Here is a 13,746-nt window from a genome sequence, read left to right as displayed (position 1 = left end):
CCTGTTTCGTGCTGCGACGGCCGCGGCGGCCCGCTCAACGCGGCGGATGCAACAGTCGCATGATCACGGCGAAGCCCAGGCCGTAGGCCGCATTGGCCGCCAGCACCACGCCGATCGCGTTCATCGCATAACCGGTCAGGGACACGCCGAACAGCGCGCCGCCCAGCCAGGGCGTGATCGCTGCGGCGCCGCCGGTCAGCAGCACGCCACCCAGAATGATCGCGCCCACGTAATAGCCCGCCGCCTCGGCACGGCGTACGAGCGACCAGACCACCAGACCCCACAGCGCGCCCCAGAGCGCCAGCCATGCCACGACCGGTATGCCGGTCCCCAGCAGATCCTGCGGGCTCCAGCTCGTGGTGTTCGCAATCGACAGGCGATCGAACAGCCAGAGCAACCCCTGATTGAAACCGAGCATGGCAATAAGCCCGGCAACAAACGCCTTGATGAACGCAAACATGACCTTTCTCCTGACGATCGATGAGCCCCGGGGGCTGACGAAGGCCGGAATTGTACTGGTCGCGCTCAGTCGCGCGAAGATGTCCGCGCCGTATCCGCGGTCTGCTCGAACAGTCGCCGCCGTGCCGCCTCGCTTTTCGGCTGGCCGCCCCGCCACTGCTTGCCGAGATCCACACCGCGCTGGACCGCGGGGCGTTGCTTGATGCGCTGGCGCCAGGCCGCGACCCGCGGAAATTCGTCCAGCGGCTGCCCCATGGCCCTGGCGATCAACACCCACGGCCAGTTGATGATATCGGCGATGGTGTAAGTCTCGCCGACCAGGTAATCGCGATCGGCCAACCGCCGCTCCAGCACGCCGAGACAGCGATGATACTCATTGCGATAGCGTGTCTCGGAATACGCATGTTCGCCGGGTGCGTAGTTGACATAATGGCTCATCTGCCCGCCCATGGGACCGAGATTGCCGACCTGCCAGAACAGCCATTCGTCGATCTGGGTGCGAAGGCGCGCATCCGGCGGGTACAACGCGCCGGCCTTTTTCGCCAGATAGCGCGCGATCGCGCCCGATTCGAACACCGACACCGCGGCCTCGCCGTAGTCGGGCGGCGGGGCGTGATCGACGATGGCCGGCATGCGGTTATTCGGCGATATCGCCAGAAACTCGGGGTCAAACTGATCCCCCGCATTGATATCTACCGCCATGCTCCGGTACGCGAGGCCCAGTTCCTCGAGCAGGATCGATATCTTCCAGCCGTTGGGCGTGGGCCAGTAATAGAAATCGATCATCCGGCGTTGCCTTGCGTATCGGCGACAGCCACCGCCCCACTGTCGATCAGGGCCGCGATCGCGGCGGCGTCGTAACCGGCATCCGCAAGCACCGATCGGGTATCGGCGGCCAGCCGTGGGGCGCCGCGCATGGGCATCTCACCGGCTGCGGAAAAACGCGCCGCCGGCCGGGCCTGACGCAGGCGCCCGGCGATTGCGTGATCGGTTTCCAGTACGCTGCCGTTGGCCCGGATCTGTGGATGATCGACCAGATCCGAACGCGTGAGCACCGGCGCACAGGGCACGCCGTATTCCGTCAGCCGCTCGAGCCAGTGTTCCGCACTGGCTTGACGCAGTCGCTCCTGGGTCAGCGCCAGCCGGGCATCGATGTTGTCCTGACGATCCGCTGGCGTCGCGAAACGCGGATCGTCGCGCCAATGCGGGGTTTCCAGGGCCTCGGTGAGCGCCTGCCACTGGGCGTCGGTCTGCACCGCGACACTGATGTAACCCGTGGTGGTCTGGTAAATCAGATCGATGAAACTGGCGGCCTGCGACTGGTCTATGTCGGCGCCGACGAACGTCTGGCTGTTCATGTCGGAATGCCAGAGAAAATCGATCACGGCGTCGAGCATCGACAACTGTATGTGCTGCCCGCCACCGCCGTTGGCCCGCGCGAGCAAGGCAGCCGTGATCGCCTGGGCGGCGACATAACCGGTGAGCTTGTCGGGCAGGATCGTGCGTACCAGGCGCGGCCGCGCCACGTCCGAGCCGCCCTGAATGCTGGCCAGCCCCGACAGCGCCTGCACCAGCGGATCATAGACCGGCTTGGCCGCATACGGCCCGTCCGCGCCGAAACCGCTGATCGATACGTAGATGATATCCGGCGCCACCTCGCGGATAGCCGCTTCACCGATGCCGATGCGCTCGGCCACGCCCGGCCGGAAATTCTGCACGAACACATCGGATGTCGCGGCAATACGTTTGAGCACGGCCAGACCCTCGGAATGCTTCAGATCCAGCGCGAGCGAACGCTTGTTGCGATTGTTGTTCAAAAAGCTGGCCGACATGCCCGCCCGACGATTCGAGGCCAGGCGGGTGTAATCGCCCACCCCGGGGCGCTCGACCTTGATCACGTCGGCCCCCTGGTCGGCCAGTTGCATGGTGGCCAGCGGGCCGGAAATCATGGCCGTCATATCGCAGACGCGATATCCGTTCAAAGGCTGTTTCATGGGTCGCAGTCTAGAGCCTATTGCATTTTCACGCGACGCCGGAGGGCGCGCCTGGGCTATCCACACGGTGGTCAGCCGACGAGCCGGCCGAAAACCAGCGGCGCTGTCGGCGGTTTTGTTCGGCGCCAACGCGGCGCACTATCGGCAGTGAAATCCAAGCCATTTTTCCGGCATGACCGCTTCCGACAAAATCTGTCTGATCACGGGCGCGGCCCAGGGCATCGGCCGTGCGATCGCACGACGCCTGATAACCGACGGCCATATCGTGTGGTGTCTGGACCGCGATCCAGCGGCGCTCGACGACCTGCGCGCCGCCCTGGGAAACCAGGCGCACGCGAATAATGTATTCACGACCGTCACGGATGTCGCCTGCGAAGCCGATATACAAGCCACCACGGCCGCAATCCGGGACCGGCACGGCCGGCTCGATCTGGTGGTCAACAATGCCGGCATCGCAGCGCCGTTCAACGGCCCGGTGGAACAGCTGGCGCTGGCCGACTGGCAGCGCGTCATCGACGTCAACCTGACCGGCGTCTTCCTGGTGACCAAGCATACCGTCCCGCTGCTGCGCGGGCAGCCGAACGCCGCCATCGTCAACATGGCCTCCAGCCGCGCCTATCAGTCGGAACCGCAGACCGAGGCCTATGCCGCCGCCAAGGGCGGCATCGAAGCCCTGACCCACGCGCTGGCGATGAGCCTGGGCCCGGCGATCCGGGTCAACGCCGTCGCGCCCGGCTGGATCGATGTGCGCGGCGAACAGGCCGGCGCCGATGTCCCGCCCGCATTGCGCGCGGTGGATCACGCCCAACATCCGACCGGCCGTGTCGGTATCGGCGCGGACATCGCCGGCGTGGTGGCGTTTCTGGCCGGCCCCGACGCCGCCTTCATCACCGGCCAGACGCTGATCGCCGACGGTGGCATGACGCGAAAGATGATCTACGCACATTGACCCGGCAGCTGTATGCCGACGGCGATGCACGCCGAAAAAAAAGCCGCCGCTGGCTTCCAGCGGCGGCTCATGGCGCGTGGCAACCGGATCAGGCCGCCGGCGCTGGCTGCTTCTGCGGGCCACCGCCGCCGGTCCCGCTGCCGCGGGCATACTGGGCCTTCGAACCCGGTAATGGCCGGGCGGCGGTCTCCGGGATGAGGAGTATGGGAATGAGCGCGATGGCGGCCGCGGTCATCAGATAGAACGCCGGCACCGACTTGTCGCCGGTGACACCGATCAACCACTGGATGACATACGGCGCCGTGCCGCCGAACAACGCGGTCGAAATGTTGTAGGCGATCGCGAACCCGCCGTAGCGCACGTTGGTGGGGAAGATCGCCGGCAACGTGGCCGGCATGGTCCCGGCCAATGAGACCGTCAGCAGCCCGAGAATCACCAGACCGGCGACGATGCCCCACACCTCGGTCGTCTGCAGCATGGCGAACGCCGGATACGACAACAGAATGAAGCCGGTGCAAGCACCGACCAGTACCGGCTTGCGCCCGACCCGGTCCGACAGCGCGCCGAACAGGTAGATCACACACATCATGCCCACCATGGTGGCCACCAGCAGCAGGGTGGACTCGATCGAACCGATATCGAGCTCCGATGTGAGATAGGAAGGCAGATAGGTCAGAATCGCGTAGTAGGCGACGTTGAGAATCAGCACGAGCCCCATGCAGAGCATGAGCTGACGCAGATGGTTGGAAACCACTTCGCCCAGCGAGCCCTTGGCTTCGCCCTTCTCCTTGACCGCCTCGAACGCGGGACTGTCCTCGAGCTTGAGCCGCAGATACAAGCCGAACAGGCCCAGCGGGGCGGCGAACAGGAACGGGATGCGCCAGCCCCAGCTGTGGAAGGCGGCGTCGCCCATGATCATATGCGTGCCCAGCACCAGCAGCGCCCCGAAGATATAGCCACCCAGGGTGCCGAATTCCAGGAAACTCGCCAGGAAGCCGCGATTCCTATCGGGCGAATACTCACAGATGAACGTCGCGGCCCCGCCGTATTCGCCACCGGTGGAAAACCCCTGCACCAGGCGGGCGAGAACGAGGAAGATGGGCGCCCAGATGCCGATGGCCTGGAAACTCGGCAGCACGCCGATGGCGAAGGTGCCGATCGACATCAGGATGATAGTCGTCGCCAGGACAGCGGAGCGCCCTATCTTGTCGCCCAGCGGGCCGAAGAACAGGCCGCCCAGCGGGCGAACCATGAACGCCACGGCAAACCCCGCGAACGCAGCGAGCAAAGCCGCCGAGTCGCTATGCGAAGGAAAGAAAACGCTGCCGATGGTGGCCGCCATATAGGAATAGACACTGAAATCGAACCATTCCAGCGCGTTGCCCATGGCGGCCGCCACAACCGCCCGTTGTACGTCGTCACTGTCGACAGAAAAACTGTCGTCGCTCGTGTCGCTCATTGTTGTCGGGAAAGCCCGTGTTATCGAGTCGTCTTTCGAAACTAGCAGTATCCCGGAAGCTCGACAAATACGGAATTCGGCGAATTGCAGCGCGTTGCCGGCCTGTTCCGCCGCCCGCGGAGCGACCACGATCTTGTCTTATGATGGTGTGCCCCTTAGATTCATTGGTCACGTCGAAACCGCAAAGGAGAAATCAATGCCCGTACGCAAGGCCAATGCCCAGTGGCAGGGTGATCTGAAGTCCGGCAAAGGCAATATGGCGCTGGGAAGCGGTGCCTTTGAAGGGCAATTCTCATACACGACCCGCTTCGAGGACGGCACCGGCACCAATCCGGAGGAGTTACTGGGAGCGGCCCATGCGGGCTGTTTTTCGATGCAGTTTTCCGCCATGCTCGCCGCCGACGGGCATACGCCCGATTCGATCCGGACCGAGGCCAAGGTGCACTTCTCGCTCGACGACACGCCCACGATTACGCAGATCGATCTGATCTGCCACGGCAAGGTCCCGGGCCTCGACGAAGAGACGTTCCGCCAGACTGCCAACAAAGCCAAGGATGCCTGTCCGGTGTCGCGCCTGTTCAAGGGCGCCGAGATCACGCTCACGGCCGCTCTGGACGGCTGATCGCGTCAGTCGAAAGCATGACCACGAGCCGGGCTTCAGGCCCGGCTTTTTCACGGACCACGGGCCATCCATCGAGCGTCGGACAATCAATTGCGCTGCCGGCATTGTATTTTTGTCGATCGTCGCAACGTTCGAAGGCTCATAAACAAAGCACGCAATTACCAAGAGGCCAACATGCAAGCGCAGCGCGACAACGTCGTCAGTATCCATTACGTCCTGCGCGATACCGAGGGCGAAATCATTGATCAGTCGGGCGAAGGGCAGCCGCTCGCCTATCTGCACGGTCACGAGAACATCGTGCCGGGCCTGGAGAAGGCCATCGAAGGCTGCGCCGAGGGCGAGGAAGTGCGTGCCACGGTCGAGCCCGAGGAAGGCTATGGCCCCTATCGCGACGAGCTGGTTCAGAAAGTGAACCGCGAAGCGTTTCAGGGCGTGGACGAACTCGCCCCGGGCATGAGTTTCCGCGCCGAGTCGGATGCCGGCCCGATGATCGTCACGATCAAGGATGTGGACGGCGACGAGGTCACGGTTGACGGCAACCACGTACTCGCCGGCCAGACGCTGGATTTCACGGTCAACGTCGCCGAGATCCGCCCGGCGACCGACACCGAGCTCGAACACGGGCACGTGCACGACGAAAACCACGCCCACGAATAACCGGCGTGCGGTGGCATCCACACGGATTCGAATCAGGAGGCAGTCATGCGTGACGCGGTTCTGCTGATCACGGGCGGGTCCACCGGCATCGGGGCGGCAACCGCTCGCGCGGCCGTGGCGGAAGGCTGGCGCGTGGCACTCGCCGCGCGTACCGCCGCCACGCTGGACAGCCTGGTCGACGAACTGGGCGGGCAAGCCATCGCCATCACCTGCGACGTCACCGACAAGGCTTCGCAGCAAGCGATGGTGAACACGACACTCGATCGTTTCGGGCGCATCGACGCCGTGTTTGCCAACGCCGGCATTGGCGGCAAACCGGGCGGTTTCACCGGCGCCGACAGCGACGTCTGGAAGGACATGATCCTGACCAACGTCTACGGCGTCGGCCTGACCATCCAGTGTACCGCGCAAGCCCTCAAGGCCAGCCGCGGGCATCTGCTGATCACGGGCTCGGCGGCCGGCCGGGTGACCATCCCCGGGTCAATGTACAGCGCGACCAAATGGGCGGTCTCTGCGATCGGCTATGGCGTTCGCGAGGAGTTGCGAGGCACTGGGGTGCGTACCACGCTGATCGAACCGGGCATGGTCGATACCCCGTTCTTCGATGATCGCCCCGAACACGCCCTGAGCGATCGCGACATCGCCGCCTCGGTGATGTACGCGCTCTCGCAGCCGGCCCACGTGGATGTCAACGAAATCCTGGTTCGCCCGACGCCGCCAATCGACGACGACTGACGCGCGCACCGGACGCAGGCCGCTATGCAAAGCCGTCTTTTTCCAAGACGGCTTTTTTTATGGGCGCGATAACGCTACGGCATCACGAGCAGATAACCCGCGACCCAGCCCTTCATACCGCCGGCCGTGCGCACGTAACGCCAACCGTTGTGCTCCTCCACCAGTTTCACGCGGTCGCCGCGATGCAACTGACCGATCACGCGGCTGCCGCGTCTTGCCTTGGCGCGCACGTTGATCGCGTCCACGCCCACCGTGGCATGGGTTGCCGTTGATGCCGCGGCCGGAGACGGTTTCGTGGCCGCCGCCGGCTCGGTTGCCTTTGTCTTCGGTGCCGGTTGGGACGCCGACTCCGGTTTCGGTTTCGGTTTAGACACCGGTTTCGGCTCGGGTTTCGGTTTCGCGATTTTCGCGATCAGCGAACCGGACGAGTCGGACTTCGCCGCGGGCGGCGTCGCGGGCGGCGTCGCGGCCGCCGAGCCGCCGGCCTCGGGTTTCGCACGACCGCCGCCGGTGCCGGTGCCCGCCGTTTTCGGCAGTGCCTGATCCACCGGTGCGTGTTGGTGTTGCGTCGCGACCTCCGGTGTTGGCGGAACCGATGGCTTCCGGTCCGGCGCGGTCTTCGGCGCGACCTCTTTGCCAGCCGTCGACCGCGCCGGCTGCTGGCGGTGGTCGACGACGAGGCTTTCGCCGCTGGCGGCAAGCCGGGGCGGCTTCGCCTCGGGCCGGGTGGATCCCGCAGGCGCTTTGTTCGCGGCCGTTTCGCCGGCCTGGCCCGCCGCGCTCGCTACGCGATCGGACGCGGCGGTATCCGATGCGGCCGGCGTTGTGGTGTGGGTCGTGGCGTCGACCGCGCCGCCTGCATTGGCGGTGTCCGGCGCGGGGGCCGCGTTACCGGCGATCGCTCCCTGGCTGCCCGACAGCAGGAAATTGGCGACCCAGCCCAGCGTGTCGTCGTCGGGCAGCAGAATCTGCGTCCAGTCGTTGCGGCGTGAGAGCACGACGGCGACCGTACCGCGGTCGGCATGCCCCACGACCGACGAGTTGCGATCGGGTTGATCGCGCACATTCACATGATCGGCATTGACGTGGACATGCGGCAGACCGGCGATGATTCGCGGCAGATTATCGATCGCCGCCCGGTTGCCGCCGGCGGCCGCACGCGCCGCCCATAACGCAGCCTTGCCCGTATTCTGCGGCAGACCCTGCCCCTTCATGTAGAGCACGGCCAGATTGTTCTGGGATGCGGCCTGGCCGTCATCGGCGCCGCGCCGGAACCAGTGCGCTGCCTTGGCCGGGTCACGCGGCACGCCCTTGCCCGCCTCATACATGATGCCGAGATTGTGTTCGGCGCGAGCATAATGCTGGGCGGCGGCCTTTTCGTACCAGTGCCGCGCCTTGGCATAGTCGCGCTTGACGCCGTAGCCGCGGTCGTAGAGCACGCCCATGTTGTACTGCGCACTGGCATCGCCGTTTTGGGCCAACGGCCGGTTCTGATCCAGAATCTGCTGCGCGCGATCCGCGCTCGGCACATCACGCCCGGCCGCCCAGACCACGCCGGGGACCGCCGCGAGCGTCGCAGCAATGACAATAGCAAACCGGGTATCGGCCCTCACGCGCATGCAGGGATCCTCGGAACAGCAGCAACAGGCCCGGCTACACTACCCGCGCCGCGCCGCAAACGCGACCCCGCCGCCGGCTTCGGGGCCGGCCGTCAGCGTGCCGAAGAACGAGCGCCGTAGCGCGCGATAAAGGTGGCCACGGCTTCGTCGATCGCGGGATCGCGTTCCGCGCGGGGCGGCGGATGCCCGAGCAATATCCGGAGATGGAGATCGCCGCGCAGCAGACTCAGGAACTGCTCGGCCGCACGCCGCGTATCGCAGTCGATCAGCAGGCCCTCGCGTCGTGCCCGTTCGAGATAACAGGTCACGCTGGTCAACGTCTGGCCCGGCGCGCTGTCGTAGTAGATCTGACCGAGTTCGGGAAACCGGGTCGACTCGGCAATCACCATGCGCAACAGGCCGACGATCTCGGGGGACATCAACGCGTCCAGAAATGCCCGCCCGATGTGGGTGAGCGCCGTATCCAGCGCACGGTGCTCGACAAGATCCTCGCCAATGGCCATGCGCACCACCAACCGTCGGCATTCACGCCGCGCCGTGGCGGCGAACAACGCTTCCTTGCTGTCGTAATGGGCATAGATCGTGGCCTTGGACACGCCGGCAGCGGCCGCGAGCGCATCCATGTTGGTCGCGCCGAAGCCGCGTTCGACGAAGAGTCGGCGCGCAGCGTCGAGCACCTGTTCGGCTTTCTTGGATGGGTTCTTGCAAGCAGACACGGCGTCCACGGACAGTCGATTGGAACGAGCGGCACAGGGCGGTATGTGTATTTGACACCCATACCGCCAGCGACTAAATTAACGCACCTGAACTGAACCGTACAGTTCAATCTGAACTCCCACCGGATCGGGTCCCATGCGAACCGCATTTTCCACACGCCCCCGGGCGCAGCAGCCTGCGCTGGCGGCCGCGTTCATGTTGCTCACGCTGGTCGCCGGCTGCACCGTCGGCCCGGATTACCAGCCGCCGGCCAAGCCCGCGGACAACGCCTACAACATCAACAGCGCGACCCGCGGCGACAGCACGGCCAAGGCGTCCCACGCACGCGAGCCGATCCCGAAGCAGGCATTCGAGCGGGCCCGCAAGGTCCGGTCCGACTGGTACAAGGTATTCGGCTCGGACAAGCTCGATGCGCTGATCGGCCGCGCGATCAAGCACAGCCCGACCCTGGCCGCCGGCCGAGCCCGCATCCGGGCCGCCCGCGAAGTGGTCAAGGAAAACCGGGGGGCGTTGTATCCCCAGATCGGTGTCAACGGCGGCTATTCACGCAATCGCGTGACCGGCGCCCAGTTCGGCATCACGCAATCGTCGTTCACCAATGTGTTCAACCTGTATCAGGCGCAGGCGACGGCGAGCTACGACCTCGACCTGTTCGGCAAGACCCGGCGCATGATCGAAGCCAGCAACGCCCAGCTGAACGAACAGCAGTATCGGGTGATCGATACCTACGTCACGCTGATCAACAACGTCGTGGCGACCGCGATTACCGAGGCCGGTCTCAATGCCGCGATCCAGACCACCCGCGATATCGCGAAAAGCCAGGCAAACGCACTGGCTATCGTGCGCAAGCAGATCAAGTACGGCGCGGCCATCGATGCCGACGCGACCCAGATCAAGACCCAGCTCGCCCGCACACGTGCCTCGCTCGAACCCCTGCGCAAGCAGAAGACGTTGGCGGTCAACCGGCTGGCCGTTCTGGTCGGCAGCAATCCCGGCGACTTCAGCGATCCCGGCTTCACGCTCGACCAGCTGCGCCTGCCGCGCAAGCTGCCGGTGAGCGTGCCGGGACAACTGGTCGATCAACGACCCGACATCCTGGCCGCGGCTGCCGCGGTACACGCGGCCAGCGCGCAGATCGGCGTGGCCACGGCGAATCTGCTGCCCGACATCCGCATCAGCGGTTCCTACAGCCGCTCGGCGCTGACGCCGTCGGATCTGGGCGACCCCGCCTTCGCCCTGTACTCGCTGGGCGCTTCACTGAGCGCGCCGCTGTTCGAGGGCGGCCGGCTGCACGCCGCCAAGCGCCAGGCACAGGATCTATTCGTGGCCGCGCTTTCCGACTACCGCGCGACCACGCTGTCGGCTTTCGGCGAAGTGGCCAACAGCCTGCGTTCGATCGAAGCGGATGCGCGCACCCTGGAAGCACAACGCAGCGCGCTCAAGGCGGCCCGGAACAACCTGAAGACCGTACGCGCGCAACTCGACAACGGGGCTGCGGATTACGTGAATCTGTATACCGCCCAGGCGCAGTATCAGAGTGCGAAACTCGACTACACCAAAGCGCGTGTGACCCGTTACCGTGACACCGCCGACCTGTTCCGGGCGCTGGGCGGTGGCTGGTCGCAGCACGGCGATTCGCCGATGGCGGCCGGCGCCGGTACCGGCGCCGGCCAAACCGCTGCCAACGCCCACGTGGACTCGTGATGGCCGAAGACAACAGCAACGCCTCGCCGGAGACCGAAACCTCGGGCAGGTCTTACCGCCGCAAATGGTATCTGCTGGGCCTGGCCGCGATCTTTGTGATCGCGGCCGTGGCCTATGCCATTTACTACTTCACGGTCGCCCAGTTCTACGCCGAGACCGACGACGCCTACGTACACGGCAATCGGGTGCAGCTGACGCCCCAGGTCCGCGGCACGGTCACGTCGATCACCGCCGACGACACCGATCTCGTGAAAGCCGGTCAGACGCTGGTCCGGCTCGATCCCACCGATGCCCGCAACGCGCTCGACCAGGCCGAAGCCCGGCTCGCCAATACTGTGCGTTCGGTGCACCAGCTCTATGCCCGGGTCGCCGAACAGCAGTCGATCATCGCGCAACGCCGGAGCACGCTCACCCAGGCCAAGCGTGACTACCAGCGCGACCGCAAGCTGGTCCACGCCCACGGCGTGACCCGCCAGGCCTTCGAGCGCTCACGCGCGACCTATCACGAGGATCGCGCCGCCCTGGCCGCGGCCCGGCACAAGTTGTCCGAACTCAAGGCGCAGACGGACGGCACCACGGTCCGCGACCATCCGCGCGTGAAGCAGGCCGAAAGCGCACTGCGCAGTGCTTATCTCAACCTGCAACGCACCAAGATCCCGGCGCCGGTCACCGGCCATGTCGCCCAGCGCCAGGTCCAGGTCGGCCAGCGTGTCGATCCGTCCAAACCCATGCTGTCGATCGTGCCCAACGACCAGATCTGGGTCGATGCCAACTTCAAGGAAACCGAGCTCGCCTCGATGCGCATCGGCCAGCCGGCCGCGGTGGTGTCCGATTTCTATGGCAGCAACGTGACCTATCACGGGCATGTCGCCGGCATCAGCGCCGGCACGGGCTCGGCGTTCGAACTGCTGCCGCCGCAGAATGCCACCGGCAACTGGATCAAGATCGTACGCCGCGTGCCGGTACGCATCGTACTCGACAATAACCATCACCAGCTCGACAAGCACCCGCTGCGCCTTGGCCTGTCGATGAATGTAACGGTCGATCTGCACGACACCAGCGGGCCACGGCTGGCGAAAAAAGCGCCAAGCCAACCGCGTTACCACACCGATGTCTACCAGCAGCGGCTCGCCGGTGCCAACCGGCTGATCCAGCGTATCGTGGCGGCCAATGACGGCGCAGGGTCGGGCCACAACGCCGGCACGAGCGACGCCAGCGGCTCATGAGCGAGAGCGCCGGGGCGGCTCGTGCCGTCGACGCGCCGCTGCCGACCGGCGCACTGGTGATGGTCACCCTGAGCCTCGCGCTCGCGGTGTTCATGAACGTGCTGGATGTGTCGATCGCCAATGTGTCGATCCCGACCATCGCCGGCAATCTGGCGGTATCGTCGAGCCAGGGCACGTGGGTGATCACGTCGTTCGCCGTGGCCAACGCGATTGCCGTGCCGGTATCCGGCTGGCTCGCCAAACGCGTCGGCGAGGTCAAGTTGTTCGTGATTTGCACGGCGCTGTTCACGGCCACCTCCCTGGCCTGCGGTATGGCGCCGAGTTTCTATTTCCTGCTCGCCATGCGGGCCGCCCAGGGCCTGGTCGCCGGCCCGATGATCCCGTTGTCGCAGAGTCTGCTGCTATCCAATTATCCGCCGGAAAAGCGCGGGTTCGCCAACGGCATCTGGGGTATGACCGCCGTGGTCGGGCCGGTCGCCGGCCCCATCCTCGGCGGCTGGATCACCGATAACATCAGCTGGTCGTGGATCTTCTACATCAACGTGCCGGTGGGCATTTTCTCTGCGCTGGTCACCTGGGTCGTGCTGCGTGAGCGCGAGACGGCCACCGCCCGTCTGCCGCTGGACATGATCGGGCTGGTGCTGCTGACCATCGGCGTCGGCGCGCTCCAGATCATGCTCGACAAGGGCAACGAGGACGCCTGGTTCCAATCGACGTTCATCACCACCCTGGCGATCGTGGCGGTCGTGTTCCTGTCGTTCTGGATCGTCTGGGAACTGACCGACGACAATCCCGTGGTCGACCTGCGACTGTTCGCGCGGCGCAACTTTACCGTAGCGACACTCGGCGTCACGTTCGGGTTCATGACGTATTTCGCGGGCGTGGTCCTGCTGCCGCTGTGGCTGCAGAACGTCCAGGGCTACACCCCCACCTGGGCCGGTATCACCACGGCCTCGCTCGGACTGCTCGGCGCCGTGTTTTCGCCGATCGTGGGCCGGCTGACCGACAAGATCGATCTCCGGCTGATCGTGACCTTCGGCATGCTGCTGTTCGCGCTGCTGTCGTTCGTCAAGGCCGACGCGAACACCGACATCAGCTTCGAACGCCTGTTTCTGACCCGCCTGCCCTGGGGCATCGGCCTGGCCTGCTTTTTCATTCCCTTGATCACCCTGTCGCTGACCGGCCTGCCGCGCGACAAGATTGCCAGCGCCTCCGGGCTGTTCAATTTCATGCGCCTGATCGCGCTGGCCATCGGCACATCGTTGTCGCAAACGATCTGGGACTGGCGCGAGGCATTTCACGATCACGTGCTGTCGGCCCATACCGCGGTCGCCGACCCGGCCACCGAGCACTGGCTGGCCCAGGCCCGCGCGGCCGGTCTCACGCAGGAGCAGGCCTACAGTGCAATGGCGGGCGTGATCAAGCAGCAATCGTTCATGATCGGTCTCAACGAGATGTACACCCTGGCGGGCTGGGTATTCCTCGGCCTCACCGTGCTGATCTGGTTCTCCCGTCCCTACGCAAAATAGCGCCGGCGCGGAATCCGTCGAATCCATCCGGTATGTTATTTTATAACAATCGCTGAAACCGGTTTTCATCGCGCGG

The 13,746-nt window shown here is 65.2% G+C and carries 13 protein-coding genes; 7 read left to right on the top strand and 6 right to left on the bottom strand.

Annotation, left to right across the window (positions count from 1 at the left end):
• Positions 1-34: 34 nt before the first annotated feature.
• The 3 genes from SALB1_RS10175 to SALB1_RS10165 form a co-directional block, all read right to left on the bottom strand.
• The gene (locus SALB1_RS10175) at positions 35-460 is read right to left on the bottom strand and encodes a hypothetical protein (protein WP_109993762.1); all 426 of its coding nucleotides are present in this window, start codon (positions 458-460) and stop codon (positions 35-37) included.
• Between the two features lie 65 nt (positions 461-525).
• Positions 526-1,245 (bottom strand): glutathione S-transferase family protein, encoded by a 720-nt coding sequence (locus tag SALB1_RS10170; protein ID WP_109993761.1) that lies wholly within the window; start codon positions 1,243-1,245, stop codon positions 526-528.
• Positions 1,242-2,453: a CaiB/BaiF CoA-transferase family protein gene (locus tag SALB1_RS10165; protein WP_109993760.1), complete on the bottom strand. Its 1,212-nt coding sequence runs from the start codon at positions 2,451-2,453 to the stop codon at positions 1,242-1,244. Before SALB1_RS10165 ends, SALB1_RS10170 begins: the two co-directional genes overlap by 4 nt.
• A gap of 172 nt (positions 2,454-2,625) precedes the next feature.
• Here SALB1_RS10165 and SALB1_RS10160 point away from each other — a divergent pair, with 172 nt between their 5' ends.
• Complete coding sequence (locus SALB1_RS10160) at positions 2,626-3,402, top strand: SDR family oxidoreductase (RefSeq protein WP_109993759.1); 777 nt, start codon at positions 2,626-2,628, stop codon at positions 3,400-3,402.
• An 88-nt stretch (positions 3,403-3,490) separates the two neighbouring features.
• On the opposite strand, the gene SALB1_RS10155 is transcribed toward SALB1_RS10160, so the two are convergent.
• The gene (locus tag SALB1_RS10155; protein ID WP_109993758.1) at positions 3,491-4,861 is read right to left on the bottom strand and encodes an MFS transporter; all 1,371 of its coding nucleotides are present in this window, start codon (positions 4,859-4,861) and stop codon (positions 3,491-3,493) included.
• A gap of 196 nt (positions 4,862-5,057) precedes the next feature.
• On the opposite strand from SALB1_RS10155, the gene SALB1_RS10150 reads away from it, so the two are divergent.
• From SALB1_RS10150 to SALB1_RS10140, 3 genes are all read left to right on the top strand, one after another.
• Positions 5,058-5,483, top strand: coding sequence for an OsmC family protein (locus SALB1_RS10150; RefSeq protein WP_109993757.1), 426 nt, complete (start codon positions 5,058-5,060; stop codon positions 5,481-5,483).
• Between the two features lie 174 nt (positions 5,484-5,657).
• Positions 5,658-6,140, top strand: a complete 483-nt coding sequence (locus SALB1_RS10145) for a peptidylprolyl isomerase (RefSeq protein ID WP_109993756.1) — start codon at positions 5,658-5,660, stop codon at positions 6,138-6,140.
• Positions 6,141-6,185: 45 nt separating this feature from the next.
• Complete coding sequence (locus tag SALB1_RS10140; RefSeq protein ID WP_109993755.1) at positions 6,186-6,875, top strand: SDR family oxidoreductase; 690 nt, start codon at positions 6,186-6,188, stop codon at positions 6,873-6,875.
• Between the two features lie 74 nt (positions 6,876-6,949).
• Here the strand turns inward: SALB1_RS10140 and SALB1_RS10135 are convergent, their stop codons facing one another.
• Both SALB1_RS10135 and SALB1_RS10130 read right to left on the bottom strand, forming a co-directional pair.
• Positions 6,950-8,494, bottom strand: a complete 1,545-nt coding sequence (locus tag SALB1_RS10135) for an SH3 domain-containing protein (protein ID WP_109993754.1) — start codon at positions 8,492-8,494, stop codon at positions 6,950-6,952.
• 92 nt (positions 8,495-8,586) lie between these two features.
• Positions 8,587-9,210 (bottom strand): TetR/AcrR family transcriptional regulator, encoded by a 624-nt coding sequence (locus SALB1_RS10130; protein ID WP_147420763.1) that lies wholly within the window; start codon positions 9,208-9,210, stop codon positions 8,587-8,589.
• A 136-nt stretch (positions 9,211-9,346) separates the two neighbouring features.
• Here SALB1_RS10130 and SALB1_RS10125 point away from each other — a divergent pair, with 136 nt between their 5' ends.
• The 3 genes from SALB1_RS10125 to SALB1_RS10115 are packed head-to-tail and all read left to right on the top strand — an operon-like array spanning position 9,347 to position 13,670.
• On the top strand, positions 9,347-10,915 hold the full coding sequence (locus tag SALB1_RS10125) for an efflux transporter outer membrane subunit (RefSeq protein ID WP_109993752.1): 1,569 nt from the start codon (positions 9,347-9,349) through the stop codon (positions 10,913-10,915).
• On the top strand, positions 10,915-12,141 hold the full coding sequence (locus SALB1_RS10120; RefSeq protein ID WP_109993751.1) for an HlyD family efflux transporter periplasmic adaptor subunit: 1,227 nt from the start codon (positions 10,915-10,917) through the stop codon (positions 12,139-12,141). Before SALB1_RS10125 ends, SALB1_RS10120 begins: the two co-directional genes overlap by 1 nt.
• Positions 12,138-13,670, top strand: coding sequence for a DHA2 family efflux MFS transporter permease subunit (locus SALB1_RS10115; RefSeq protein WP_109993750.1), 1,533 nt, complete (start codon positions 12,138-12,140; stop codon positions 13,668-13,670). The genes SALB1_RS10120 and SALB1_RS10115 overlap by 4 nt, the downstream gene beginning before the upstream one ends.
• Positions 13,671-13,746: the final 76 nt, after the last annotated feature.

Source organism: Salinisphaera sp. LB1 (genome assembly GCF_003177035.1).
Classification (GTDB): domain Bacteria; phylum Pseudomonadota; class Gammaproteobacteria; order Nevskiales; family Salinisphaeraceae; genus Salinisphaera.
The sequence above is the reverse complement of the archived record's forward strand: the minus strand, read 5'-3'. Positions and strand labels throughout refer to the sequence as shown.

Excerpts from the sequence above, each read along its gene's own strand:
- SALB1_RS10165 (WP_109993760.1), bottom strand. The coding sequence starts at position 2,453 with ATGAAACAGCCTTTGAACGGATATCGCGTCTGCGATATGACGGCCATG.
- SALB1_RS10175 (WP_109993762.1), bottom strand. The coding sequence starts at position 460 with ATGTTTGCGTTCATCAAGGCGTTTGTTGCCGGGCTTATTGCCATGCTC.
- SALB1_RS10155 (WP_109993758.1), bottom strand. The coding sequence starts at position 4,861 with ATGAGCGACACGAGCGACGACAGTTTTTCTGTCGACAGTGACGACGTA.
- SALB1_RS10170 (WP_109993761.1), bottom strand. The coding sequence starts at position 1,245 with ATGATCGATTTCTATTACTGGCCCACGCCCAACGGCTGGAAGATATCG.
- SALB1_RS10140 (WP_109993755.1), top strand. The coding sequence starts at position 6,186 with ATGCGTGACGCGGTTCTGCTGATCACGGGCGGGTCCACCGGCATCGGG.
- SALB1_RS10145 (WP_109993756.1), top strand. The coding sequence starts at position 5,658 with ATGCAAGCGCAGCGCGACAACGTCGTCAGTATCCATTACGTCCTGCGC.
- SALB1_RS10115 (WP_109993750.1), top strand. The coding sequence starts at position 12,138 with ATGAGCGAGAGCGCCGGGGCGGCTCGTGCCGTCGACGCGCCGCTGCCG.
- SALB1_RS10160 (WP_109993759.1), top strand. The coding sequence starts at position 2,626 with ATGACCGCTTCCGACAAAATCTGTCTGATCACGGGCGCGGCCCAGGGC.
- SALB1_RS10120 (WP_109993751.1), top strand. The coding sequence starts at position 10,915 with ATGGCCGAAGACAACAGCAACGCCTCGCCGGAGACCGAAACCTCGGGC.
- SALB1_RS10125 (WP_109993752.1), top strand. The coding sequence starts at position 9,347 with ATGCGAACCGCATTTTCCACACGCCCCCGGGCGCAGCAGCCTGCGCTG.
- SALB1_RS10150 (WP_109993757.1), top strand. The coding sequence starts at position 5,058 with ATGCCCGTACGCAAGGCCAATGCCCAGTGGCAGGGTGATCTGAAGTCC.
- SALB1_RS10135 (WP_109993754.1), bottom strand. The coding sequence starts at position 8,494 with ATGCGCGTGAGGGCCGATACCCGGTTTGCTATTGTCATTGCTGCGACG.